Origin of the sequence: Corynebacterium sp. NPDC060344 (assembly GCF_042725215.1) — a bacterium.
GTDB lineage: Bacteria > Actinomycetota > Actinomycetes > Mycobacteriales > Mycobacteriaceae > Corynebacterium.
Genome location: NZ_JBHXCS010000018.1, coordinates 1 through 11,213, shown reverse-complemented (window position 1 = coordinate 11,213; position 11,213 = coordinate 1). Strand labels below are relative to the sequence as shown.

The 11,213-nt window shown below is 69.9% G+C and carries 10 protein-coding genes; 3 read left to right on the top strand and 7 right to left on the bottom strand.

Going from position 1 to position 11,213, the window contains the following annotated elements:
* The first annotated feature begins 1,094 nt into the window (after positions 1 to 1,094).
* From ACFWGD_RS12805 to ACFWGD_RS12795, 3 genes are all read left to right on the top strand, one after another.
* A complete protein-coding gene (locus ACFWGD_RS12805; RefSeq protein ID WP_365928756.1) occupies positions 1,095 to 1,733 on the top strand; it encodes a hypothetical protein in 639 nt (212 codons plus the stop codon).
* Positions 1,730 to 2,203 (top strand): hypothetical protein, encoded by a 474-nt coding sequence (locus tag ACFWGD_RS12800; protein WP_377779077.1) that lies wholly within the window; start codon positions 1,730 to 1,732, stop codon positions 2,201 to 2,203. The genes ACFWGD_RS12805 and ACFWGD_RS12800 overlap by 4 nt, the downstream gene beginning before the upstream one ends.
* Positions 2,204 to 2,514: 311 nt before the next feature.
* On the top strand, positions 2,515 to 3,156 hold the full coding sequence (locus ACFWGD_RS12795; RefSeq protein WP_377779076.1) for a ScbR family autoregulator-binding transcription factor: 642 nt from the start codon (positions 2,515 to 2,517) through the stop codon (positions 3,154 to 3,156).
* Positions 3,157 to 3,184: 28 nt separating this feature from the next.
* Here ACFWGD_RS12795 and ACFWGD_RS12790 read toward each other — a convergent pair whose 3' ends face one another.
* The 7 genes from ACFWGD_RS12790 to ACFWGD_RS12760 form a co-directional block, all read right to left on the bottom strand.
* On the bottom strand, positions 3,185 to 3,841 hold the full coding sequence (locus tag ACFWGD_RS12790; protein ID WP_377779075.1) for a carboxymuconolactone decarboxylase family protein: 657 nt from the start codon (positions 3,839 to 3,841) through the stop codon (positions 3,185 to 3,187).
* 167 nt (positions 3,842 to 4,008) lie between these two features.
* Positions 4,009 to 4,794, bottom strand: a complete 786-nt coding sequence (locus tag ACFWGD_RS12785) for a response regulator transcription factor (protein ID WP_377779074.1) — start codon at positions 4,792 to 4,794, stop codon at positions 4,009 to 4,011.
* A 150-nt stretch (positions 4,795 to 4,944) separates the two neighbouring features.
* On the bottom strand, positions 4,945 to 5,346 hold the full coding sequence (locus ACFWGD_RS12780; RefSeq protein WP_377779073.1) for a GNAT family N-acetyltransferase: 402 nt from the start codon (positions 5,344 to 5,346) through the stop codon (positions 4,945 to 4,947).
* Positions 5,330 to 6,616, bottom strand: a complete 1,287-nt coding sequence (gene purB / locus ACFWGD_RS12775) for an adenylosuccinate lyase (RefSeq protein WP_377779072.1) — start codon at positions 6,614 to 6,616, stop codon at positions 5,330 to 5,332. The genes ACFWGD_RS12780 and purB overlap by 17 nt, the downstream gene beginning before the upstream one ends.
* A 37-nt stretch (positions 6,617 to 6,653) precedes the next feature.
* Positions 6,654 to 8,174, bottom strand: a complete 1,521-nt coding sequence (locus ACFWGD_RS12770) for a glutamine synthetase family protein (protein WP_377779071.1) — start codon at positions 8,172 to 8,174, stop codon at positions 6,654 to 6,656.
* A gap of 17 nt (positions 8,175 to 8,191) precedes the next feature.
* Positions 8,192 to 9,565 (bottom strand): amidase, encoded by a 1,374-nt coding sequence (locus ACFWGD_RS12765; protein WP_377779070.1) that lies wholly within the window; start codon positions 9,563 to 9,565, stop codon positions 8,192 to 8,194.
* A gap of 79 nt (positions 9,566 to 9,644) precedes the next feature.
* The coding region (locus tag ACFWGD_RS12760; protein ID WP_377779069.1) for a hypothetical protein at positions 9,645 to 11,213 on the bottom strand (1,569 nt) is incomplete at its 5' end.

Sequence of the window (11,213 nt, the reverse complement as noted above, 5' to 3'; positions counted from 1 at the left end):
CCCCAAGACCCTCCTCGCTCGTGTTCCGAGGGCGGGGGTCTTCGGTTCGTTTCGACCGAAGGACTACGTCCGTTGCGAGGGAGCAGTCGGCTTTGACCGGGTGGGGCCGGCCTTTGGTTGATGGTTTTGCTTTGTTCCGACTGCAGACAGCTGCTTGGTCTTGTGGGGGTGAACGTGGGCAGGGGTTTTCTGTTGTGGGTTGAGGGTGGGGGGGTTGGTTTTGGTCTGATCTGTAACTGGGTCTGGTTTTACGGGAGTTGTTTTTTGCTGACTGTGGACTGGTGTGGCTTTTGTTCTGTTCGGTTTCGACTGGGTGGTTTCGTGGGGCTGTTCCAGGGGTGGGGCGCATGGTTTGGGCCAGGGGTTGAGGTGGGGGTGTTTGGGGGGTTGGGGAGGGGCTGGGAGTCGGTGCTGGTGTTTGTGCAGGTCAGGGGGTCGTCGGGGGTGGGTGTTAACGCCGTTAATGGTTGATGGAGAGGGGTGATTCAAAATTGGGTGCGGATAAAGACGGGAATCAGTCAGATTCCACGGGGGTGTAGCCATGGGGTCCAGTGATCCTGTAGCGGGGGCTGGGGGGGTGTGGGGGCGTCAGAAAGTGCGTCGGGCTGGGGGTTGGGGACGGTTTTGAGGGAGCGCAGCGGGGCGACCACCGGCCTATAGAAGGTACGGAGATGCGTTGTCGCAGGTCAGAGGGGGTTCGGGGGAAAAGATATGTCCCCTCAGAAGGGACATATCTCGGGGGTTGTGTCGCTCGTAGGGGGACACAACGAGCGCGAAACGTTGGTGAGGCTGACGTAAAATGGGCTAAAACGTCGGAGGGGCTGACGTTTTAGGGGAGATGTGTCGGTTAACTGGCGGTGGGGTGGGTGGGGTTGGTCGGTGGGGGTGGGGGAGGGTCTTGGAGAGGGGGTGGCTGAGATGTGTCCCCCCTGGGGGGACACAAGACACGCCGAACGTCAACGAGCGTGACACTTGTGTCACCCTTGTTGACATACTGATCTCCGCAGATCAACGAAGTGGAGAGCAGCCTCGTGTCATCAGAGCCACAGCGCCGACGGGGAAGTCCGGTAGGGACGCCGCGTCCCGATCTGCCGGTGGATGATGCGATCTCCGCGTGGAGTCAGCCGCTGGCTCCGGTCAAGGACCTCGACAGCCTGGCGAAGCGGTACCCGACGCGGAAGCTGACCCTGGACGGGGAACGCAAGCCGCTGGAGTTCTACGGGACCGAGAACCAGCCGAATGCGTTCTCCATGGACAGCCTCGAGTTCTTCCTGGTGATCGCCCAGTACTTCCGGGAAGCCCTGCCCCTGCGGCTGATCCTGCTGCTCATCGCCTGTCAGCGAGCGGGGGGGCGGATTCCGCTCACGCAGGAGGAGATGGCTACCATCCTGGATGTCAGCCGGACGAAGACCTCGGAAGCGCTGCACACGGTGATGTCTCATGGGATCGTCTTCAAGGTGCGGCGGGGTGTGTATCAGTTCAACCCGCCCTACAGTTATCGGGTAGCGGAGTTCATCCCGGGTACTGAGATGACGGGTGAGTTCGTGAAGGTGGAGCAGCACAGCACCATTTCGCAGATTCGTGGTGACACGAACCTGCCGGACCTGGTGCGCTTCCCTTCGTTGGACCACATGCGGCAGGCCATCGCGGAACTGCGGGCAGAACGGGCAAGAGAGCGCGCTTCGCGTCGGCTGAGCCGGGTGAAGCGCAGGGAAGAAGGGACAGCTCAGTGAGCACCTTGCGATTCGCTGCGGTCAACGCCGATGGGCTTCTCTCCGACCTCGACCTGCCGCCGGCTGCCTACCGGGTGCTGCTGAAGCTGCGTTCGCTGAGCGAGCCGGGGGGCCGGATCCTGATCGACCAGGCGACGGTCGGCGGGCTGCTGGATCTGAGCCGGCCGAGTGTGAACGCCGCGCTGCGGAGCCTGGAGCTCGCCAAGCTGGTGAGGAAGATCCGAAATGGTGTTTATCAGATCAACCCCATGCTGGCCGGGTACAACTCGTTCGAGGACGCCGTCGCGGCCGTGAACGAGATGTCCTCGGACGAGCGGTTGGACGCCCGGGGGTATGTCGACAGCTACCACCGGGCGGTGGCGGCGTATCAGGACCAGCTCGCCGAGCAGCGCAAGAAGCGGGCGGCTCAGGCGGCGGCGAAGAAGGCTGCGGAGTCGAAGCGGCGTAGGGCGTTGCATGCCGTGGGGTGAGCGTGGGCGCTAGGAGGGCTTCTGAGGGGTACTCGGGGGCTTGGGAGGGCCTCGGGGATACCCCGGGGCCCTTTTTGGTTTTGAGGGGCTTGGGAGGGCGGGTGGCTCGTCTGTCACAAATGCCCGACGCGATACGTCATGGGGCTGTCGTCAGTCCCGCAGTGACGTGAGCGGAGGTGGTGAGTCGTGCAGTCCGTCCTGGGCCCGCGCCATCCAGCCGTTCTCCACCGGAACTGGGGACGGTGCGGGGATCATGAAAATGGAAGTATGTGCCCCTTTGGCAAACCGTGTTCGCGGTTTGTGGAGACTTCATGGTGAAGCAGGAGCGTGCCGCCCGCACGCGTGAAACGCTCGTCCGTGCCGCAGCCGAGGTGTTCGCCGAGGAAGGCTTCGTCACCGCCTCCATCGCCACGATCGCCAAACGGGCCGGCGTCAGCGCGGGCGGACTGCACTTTCATTTCGGGAGCAAGCCCTTGCTGGCCGAGGCCGTGGAGGGGCGGGCCGCGGAGGCGGTGCGCCGGATCACCTCGGGCCGCCGGCGGCAGGCCGACCGGGACGCGCTGCAAGTGATGGTGGACTCCACGCACGACCTGGCGGCCCTGTTGTCCCAGGACCCGGTCGTACGGGCGGGGTTCGGGCTCTGCGCGGACCTGGCCCGGGACAGCGTCACGGACCTGCGGGGGCAGTGGCGGTGCTGGATCGAGGAGGTCTTCGAGGCCGCGGCGCGGGAGAACCGGCTGGCCGCCGGGGTCGAGCCGGATCACGCGGCGCACGCGGTGGTCGCGGCGACCGTGGGGTTCGAGGTGCTCGGGGCGGCCGAGCCGGGGTGGGTGTCGCGGGGGGTCGTGACGGACTTCTGGGAGCTGCTGTTGCCGAGGCTGGCGGCGCCGGAGGAGTTGGGGCGGCTCACTGCCGGGGGTGGGGGAACAAGCCCGTACGGGTGTGGCGCGTAGGGCTGTTCCCCGGGTGGGCGGGAGCGGGCTACCAGCCGAGCCGCGGGACCGCGCGGCGGGCGGGGCCGGGGCGGGGCTGGGTCCAGGGGGCCGGGGTGGCGGGAGCGACCGGGCGCGGCGGGCGGGCTGGGGTCCAACGGGGGGCCTTGGTCCGGGCGCTGTCCTGGGGGTTCGCCTGGACGTCCGCTTGGTCGTCCGCTTGGTCGTCCGTCCGACGGGGGGCCGGGGGCCTCGGGGCGGCCGCCGTGGCGGGGTGGAAGCGGTGCCAGGCGTCGCTCGTGGTGACGGTGGCGAAGAGGGCGGCGAGGGCGCGTTCGCCGTAGTGGCGGGAGGCCTCGGCCCAGACCTCGTCCGGTACGCGGTCTTCCATCGCGTCGCCGGCGGCCTGCGTGACGGCCTCGGTGAGGGAGAGGGCGGCGCGCTCGGCGTCGGTGAAGCAGGCCGGGTCGGAGTTGCGCCAGTCCGCCACGGAGCCGAGGCGTTCGTTGGTCTCGCCCTTGCGCTTGAGGGCGCGGCCGTGCATGCGGGTGCAGGCGGCGCAGCCGATGAGCTGGCTGGCGCGCAGGTGTACGAGGCACTGCGTGGCGGGCGAGACGCCGGCGATGGCCGCGGATGCGGCGAGCGCAGCGAGTGCCTTGGTCGCACCCGGGGCGATGATTGCCGGACCAACCAGTCGTGTCTGCATGGCTGTCCTCCTCAGAGCCGTACAGAGCGCCGTCGCCGCACGGGGGTGAGGGGCGGTCGGTGTCTGTCACAGGTATGACGGAGGGGGTGAGGAAAACGTGACCGGGTGGTGGCATCGGAATGTTCTTTTTTGGTCGCGGCTCACGGCCGGCGTTCGCCGGCCCCGGGTCAGGGGTGACCGATTTTGAAGCCCACTCCGCGGATGGTGATGATCCAGGAGTTGGCGCCCAGCTTGCCGCGGAGGCTGCTGACGTGGGTGTCCACCGTGCGGCGGGACCAGGAGTCGCCCCAGACCTGTTGGAGCAGGCGTTTGCGGGAGACGACCGTTTCGGGGTGGGAGGCGAGGAGGAGCAGGAGGTCGAACTCCTTGCGGGTCAGTTTGACCTCGTCGCCGGCGAGGGTGACCTCGCGGGAGTTGACGTCGATGCGCAGGGGGCCGTGTTCGACGGCCGTGGTCGTGGGGGCCGGCTGCCATTGGGAGCGGCGCATGACGGCTTCGATGCGGGCCATCAGTTCGCGGAAGCCGTAGGGGCGGACCACGTAGTCGTCGGCGCCGGCCTGTAGGCCGAGGACGCAGTCGAGTTCGGAGCCGCGGGAGGTCACGATGATGAGCGGGACGCGGCTGGTGGAGCGGATGACGCGGCAGACCTCCAGGCCGTCGAGGTCGGGGAGGTCGAGGTCGAGGAGGACCAGGTCGACGTCCTCGTGGACGCGCAGGGCCGCGGCGCCCTTCTGTGCGCAGACGGGTTCGTGACCCTGTCGGCGCAGTCGTTCGACGAGGGGGTCCGTGCCGTCGGCGGCGCCGTCGACGACAAGGATCCGCAGGTGGCCGCACGGGCCGGCCGCGCGGGGCCCGGGCCCGGTCGGGTGTTCTTCGACCGGGTGGGGCTCCGCGTGGCCGTGCGGCGCCGGTATGTGGGGCTCCAGAAGGGCCCCTGAGGAAATCTGGTTCATTACTCCCCCGCGACTCACGCATCCCACGGCGACACGTCCGTGGGAGCTCGTGCTGGGCTCGCCGGAAAACCTACCGAGCGGTGCCGGTGAACTGAAGTGGACTGGGGCGGTGCTCGAACGGCTTTCCGGTGGGCTGCGAGCCTGCTGCCGCTACGGGTTGAGGACCCAGGCCGATCCGTGCTGGGTGAAGCCGATGTGGGGGTAGTACTCGGTGGCCGCCGGGGCCGACAGGAGCACGATCTTGACTCCCGGGGTCTCCTTCTGGGTCGCCTCGATCAGCGCGCGGCCGATGCCGCCGCGCTGGTAGGTCCGGTCGACGGCGATGTCGGAGAGGTACGTGACGTAGCTGAAGTCGGTGATGCTGCGGGCGATGCCGATGAGCTTGTCGCCGTCGCGGGCGACGAGGACGAGGTTGGCGTTGTCCAGCATGACGCGGAACCGCTCGGTGTCCGCGATGGGGCGGCGCTCGCCGAGGCCGGAGGCGCGGTACACCTCGAGGACCTCTTCGAGGTCCAGGGAAGCGCCCTCGACGCGCTCAATCTTCCAGTTCACGGAGCTGCTCCAATCGGTTGCGGATGACGCCATGGTTGCGCAGGAACCGGTCCGGGGTGAGCGTGCCCAGATCGATGCCTTCTTTGGCCAGTGTGCTACTGAAGTGCTCGCCGGACGCGATGGTGCTGTTGGCGGCGGCCTGGACGGCCCGGTAGGCCTTCTCGCGTTCCATGCCGCCCTGCAGGAGGTCGGCGAGGACGGCGGAGCTGTAGACGAGGCCGTCGGTCTGGTCGATGTGCTCGGCCATGCGGTCGGGGAAGACGGCGAGGTTCTCCACGAGCTCGGTCGCCTTCGTCGCCTGGAAGTGGCCGACGGAGAGGCTGTCGGGCAGGATGACCCGCTCGACGGACTGGTGGGCCAGGTCGCGCTCGTGCCAGAGGGCGACGTTCTCCACGGCCGAGTTCGCGTAGCCGCGCAGCAAGCGGGCGAGGCCGTTGAGGCGTTCGCTGGTGGTGGGGTTGCGCTTGTGGGGCATGGCGCTGGAGCCCTGGTAGGCGCTGGTGCGGCGTTCCTCGACCTCGCGTACCTCGGTGCGCTGCAGGAGGCGCAGTTCGAGGGCGAGGTGTTCGACGCAGGCGCCGAGGGCGGCGACGGCCTGGAGGAGCTGGGCGTGCCGGTCGCGGGCCACGACCTGGCTGGGCGAGGGTTCGACGCCGAGGCCGAGCGCCTGGCACACGTAGCCTTCGACGTACGGGTCGATGAGCGCGTACGTGCCGACCGATCCGGAGATGGTGCCGACGGCGACCGCTTCGCGGGCGGCCGCGAGGCGGGTCAGGGAGCGGTCGACGGCGAAGGCGAAGCCGGCGAGCTTGTGGCCGAAGGTGGTGGGTTCGGCGTGGACGCCGTGGGTGCGCCCGATGATCGGGGTGTCCCAGTGTTCGGCGGCCCGCTCGGCCAGGACGCGGCGCAGCCGCCGGGCGGCCGCGGTGAGCAGGTCGGTCGCGCGGGCCAGGGTGTGGCCGAGCGAGGTGTCGACCAGGTCGTAGCTGGTCATGCCGAGGTGGACCCAGCGGGCGGACTCGTCGGGGATGCCCTCGCAGTACGCCGCGAGGAAGGAGAGGACCTCGTGGTCGCGTTCCTTTTCGATCTCGGCGACGCGCGCCGCGTCCGGGACCTTGGCCCGGCGCATGTCCTCGACGGCGTCCTCGGGGACGAGGCCGAGCTTGGCCTGGGCTTCGGAGGCGAGGATCTCGACCCGTACCCAGGTCTCGTAGCGCGACTGGTCCGCCCAGAGGGTGGCCATCTCGGGCAGGGTGTAGCGGGGAATCATCGATGCTCTGCTTTCGTCGGAGGGGGACGGCGCGCGGTCAGAAGTTCTCGAAGTACTCGCGCTGTTCCCATTCCGTGGTGGCCGTGCCGGTGGGCAGGGCTTCGGCGGCCCAGGCCTCGTACCGGGCGGCCTCGCTCTCCTTGAGCTTGATCAGACAGGCGGCGAGCGGCTTGCCGAGCAGGTCGGCGGCGGGGCCGGAGCGGAACGCCTCCAGGGCCTCGGGCAGGGACTGCGGCAGGGTCTCGGCGCGGGCGTCGGGGGCGGAGCCGACGCGGACGGGCTCGGTGGTGCCGGGGAATCCGGTGAGCCCTTCGAGGCCGGCGTGCAGCTGGGCGGCGATGTTGAGGTAGGGGTTGGCGCAGGGCTCGCCGACCCGGTTCTCGATGTGGGTGGAGCTGCCGCCGCCGACGACGCGGATCATCGCGCCGCGGTCCTCGAAGCTCCAGCCGATGCGGGTCGGGGAGAGCGAGTGCTCGGCGCCCAGGCGGCGGTAGCCGTTGACGGTGGGGACCGAGAGCAGGCAGTAGGCGCGGGCGCGGTCCATCAGGCCTTCGGCGTACGACTTGCCCTCGGTGGAGATGCCGGCCGCGATGCCGTCGGCGGCGAAGATGTTGCGGCCCGTGGTGTTGTCGATGACGGACTGGTTCAGGTGCCAGCCGCTCGGGTCGAAGCTGGCGACGCGGGGCAGCGACATGAACGAGGCGTGGTAGCCGCGGCGCGCGCAGGACTGCTTGACGTAGGTGCGGAAGAAAAGCATCGCGTCGGCGGTGTCGAGCGCGGTCATGGGGCTGAAGGTCGTCTCGATCTGGCCGGGGCCCGATTCGTGCTCCATCGAGCGCAGCGGCAGGCCGAGGGCGACCAGGTCTATGGCGATGGGGTTGGTGATCGCGGCCACGGAGGCGTACGCGGTGTCGCCGTTGAACTGGTAGCCGGAGTCGACGGCTTCCACGGCGGGGGCCGGGCCCTGCAGGCCGAAGCCGTTGCCGACGTTGCCGGCCGTGGTGTCGAGGCGGCGGGTGAGGTACCACTCCGCTTCGAGGCCGACGATGGGGGTGAGGTCGCGCTCGGTGTACCGGGCGGCGATCTTCTTCAGGACGTGCCGGGTGGACAGCGGGTGGGGGGTGCCGTCGCGCAGGTACTCGTCGCCCAGGATCCAGGCGGTGCGCGGCCCGTCGCCGGGCAGGACCTGGAAGGTGAGCGGGTCGGGGACGAGGACGAAGTTGCCCGCGCCGGTGATCTCGGAGACGCCGATGCCCGGATCGCCGGACTGGAAGTCGACGGCGACGGCGTGGCCGGTGTCGAAGATGAACGGGCCGGGGCTGAAGTCCATGCCGTTGCGCAGGACGCCCTGGAAGGCCTGGGAGGTCAGCGTCTTGGAGCGGGCGAGCCCGTGGGGGTCGCAGAAGGCGACGCGTACGAGGTCGATGTCGTGCAGGCCGGCTTCGATCTGCTCGGCGGCGGCGGTCTGCTCGTCGTTCCAGAGGCCGAATTCGGCGACGAACGACGAGCGGCCGACGCCGCCTTCCCCGTACGGGCGAGACCACGAGCGTGCATACATGGGCTACCGCACTCCTTCTATGACACACGATCCGGTATATCGGGCAAGGGCCCGAGCTCGGCCTCGATCCGCAGCGCGGTGGAGAGCACGAGGTCGTCGGCGCCCACGGGCCCGACGAGCTGCAGGCCCACCGGGAGCCCGGCACGGGTGAGTCCGGCCGGCAGGGAGACCGCCGGCTGACCGGTCATATTGAAGGGGTACGAAGCTGGGGCCCAGTCGAGCCACAGTAGATCCCTGGGATCGGCTGCCCAGGAAGGTCCGATGGCGTCGGCGGAGAACGGTTCGATGGGGACGGTGGCCATGACGAGCAGGTCGAAGCGGTCCATCACCGAGCGCAGGGTGGAGCGCAGTTCGTGGCGCACTCCTTCGGCGCGCATCACGGCGGCGCCGCTGAGGGTGCGGCCGTAGCGGACGATCTCGAGCCGGCCCTGGTCGACCCACTCGTCGTTCTCGGGGTCGGTGCCGGCGGCCTCGGTGGCCGCGACGATGTCGACGAGGGCGGGGTAGAGGCCGCCGCAGCGGACCTCGACGCGCTGGACGTGGTGTCCCTGCGCGGTGAGCACCGGCCAGGCCTGTTCGGTGATGCGGCGGATCTCTTCGGTGGTGCCGGGGTATTCGACCCAGCCGATGCGCAGGGACCGGCCTTCGCGCCGGGCGTCGAGGGAGCCGAGGCCGGAGTCGGGGTCAAGCCGGTCGGGTCCGGCGAGTACGGCGGCCAGTTCGATGACGTCGGGGACGTTCTTGGCGATGGGCCCGAGGTGGGCGAGGCGTTCGGCGCCGGAGGGCACGTAGGGGACCCGGCCGAAGGAGGGCTTGTAGCCGACGGTGCCGCAGAAGGCGGACGGGATCCGGATCGATCCGGCGCCGTCGGTGCCGAGGGCGCCGGCGCACATGCCGGCCGCGACGGCGGCGGCGGCTCCTCCGCTGGAGCCGCCGGCGGTGAGGCCGAGGTCGCGGGGGTTGCGGGTGGGCGGGGCGACCCGGCAGACGGTGCTGGCGCTCCAGCCGTACTCGGACGTGGTGGTCTTGCCGACGATGATGGCGCCGGCGGCGCGCAGCCGGGCCACGGCCGGGGTGTCGGCCTGGGCGCGGCCGTTGGGCAGCAGGGATCCGCGGGTGGTGGGCAGGTCGGAGGTCTGGATGAGGTCCTTGACGGACACGGTCACCCCCAGCAGGGGGCGGTCCTGCCAGGCCGCCGTGCCGAGCTCGCGGATGCGGGCGTCGGCTGCCTCGGCGGCCTGGAGGGCCTCTTCACCGGCGACGGAGACGTAGGCTCCGAGCTCGCCGTCGTGCTTGTGGATCCGGCTCAGGACCGATTGGACGTGCTCGAGGACGGAGACGTCTCGCAGGCGGAGGATCTCCTTGGTTTCGCCAACGCCGATAGAGGTCAACGGATCTCCTAGAGGGAACGGCCGATGGGTTGAGCCGGGGCCGGGCCGGGGCAGGGTGCCGGGCGGGGCCCGGCTGAGCTCAGGCCACCTGGTCCGAGGTGTCGGACTCTTCGGATGCGTCGGGGGCGGCCGCCATGACGGTGTCCCAGTGCCACTGGGAGTCGAAGGAGGTGACCTCGATGTCGGCGCCGGCGGCGGCGAGGCCCGCGGCGAGGCTGGACGCCTTGGCGATGAACTCCGAGGTGCGGTGGGCGGCGAGCATGTCCTGGGTGCTGAAGGGCGCGCCCTCGCAGCGCAGCAGCCGAAGGTCCATGAACCCGTTGAACTTGCGGTCCAGCACCTCCACCGCGTGCGGGCTGCGGACCGTGAAGCGGACCATGTTGTTGACGTGGCCGTGGTGGTGCTGGTCGGAGTAGAACGCGATGTCGGGGATGGTGGGCGGGACGAAGTGGTCGCGCGCCTCGATCTCGGACGTCTTGGGGAGGTTGCCGGCGATGAAGTGCCAGGAGTTGTACTGCATCCGCGAGGACATGGCCCAGGCGGTGTCGGCGAGGCGGGCGCTGGAGTCCGCGAAGTAGGTACGGGCCTCGGCGCGCGGGACGACGCAGCAGAAGAACTCGGTGATGCCCCAGTCGACGATCTCGGCCCAGCTCTCGCCGCGCAGCGCCTCGATGAGGCGGGGCAGCGAGCGCAGGCCGCGGCTCATGGAGAAGTCGGCGTCGAAGGCGTCGGTGGCGGCGGCGACGGCCTCGTAGACGAGGGATTCCAGTCCGGTGCCGAACTGGCCGTGGGGCTCGGCGAGCCACTGCGGGGCTGCGGCGAGGGCGTCGCCGAGCTCGTCGAGGTCGGCGCCGGCCAGCGGCAGGCGGGCGGTGAGGCGGGCGGTGACGGCGGCCTCGCGGGCGCGGGCCTCGTCCCCGTAGGGCTCGGCGACCCGCTCGATCTTGTGGACGAGCGCGCCGTGGATCTCGCGGTAGAGCTGGGCGTCGGCCAGGACGCCCTTGCGGCGCTCGAACAGGGCGCGGGCCAGGGTGTCGAGGTCCGCGACGCTGGCCGTGGCGGGGCGCGCGACCTCTTCGCCGCCGGGTACGTCGTTGTAGTGGCGGCGGTTCTGCTCCAGCTGGTACGCGACGTGCTCCAAGGACAGCTGCGTGCCGTTGGCCTCCTCGATGCGCGCGTATCCGGCGGAGCGGATGAGGAGGGTGAGGCAGGTGACCATCACGGCGTCGCTGTCGGGCCACAGTTCCAGCGGCAGGCCCTGCAGGGCGCTCAGGAAGCAGTCGGGGTGGCCGGGCCACAGCGTCTTGCCGGTGACGGTGTTGCCATCGCGGAAGTTCGTGTACTGGCGGTCCTCCTGGTAGAGCATGAAGGGGGCGGTGCGCTGGGCGGCCTCCTTCAGGGCCTCCAGGGCCTCGTCGCGGCCCTGCGGGCCCAGGGACCGCAGCCAGTCGCGGCAGTCGGCGACCGACTGGGCGAAGCGGTCGGCGGCGCGGCTGATCTCGGCGTGGTAGTCGGCGACGGCGCGGGCCGACCACGGTACGCGCAGGACGCCGGCGACGAGCTTGGCGGTGACCGACAACGGGGACTGGCCGGGGACGCGGACCACGATGCGGCCGCTTGTGGTCAGTCCTATCTCGCCGAGGAACCT

Bases quoted from the DNA above. Each gene is read 5' to 3' on its own strand.
- ACFWGD_RS12795 (WP_377779076.1), top strand. From the start codon at position 2,515: ATGGTGAAGCAGGAGCGTGCCGCCCGCACGCGTGAAACGCTCGTCCGT.
- ACFWGD_RS12790 (WP_377779075.1), bottom strand. From the start codon at position 3,841: ATGCAGACACGACTGGTTGGTCCGGCAATCATCGCCCCGGGTGCGACC.
- ACFWGD_RS12785 (WP_377779074.1), bottom strand. From the start codon at position 4,794: ATGAACCAGATTTCCTCAGGGGCCCTTCTGGAGCCCCACATACCGGCG.
- purB (WP_377779072.1), bottom strand. From the start codon at position 6,616: ATGATTCCCCGCTACACCCTGCCCGAGATGGCCACCCTCTGGGCGGAC.
- ACFWGD_RS12770 (WP_377779071.1), bottom strand. From the start codon at position 8,174: ATGTATGCACGCTCGTGGTCTCGCCCGTACGGGGAAGGCGGCGTCGGC.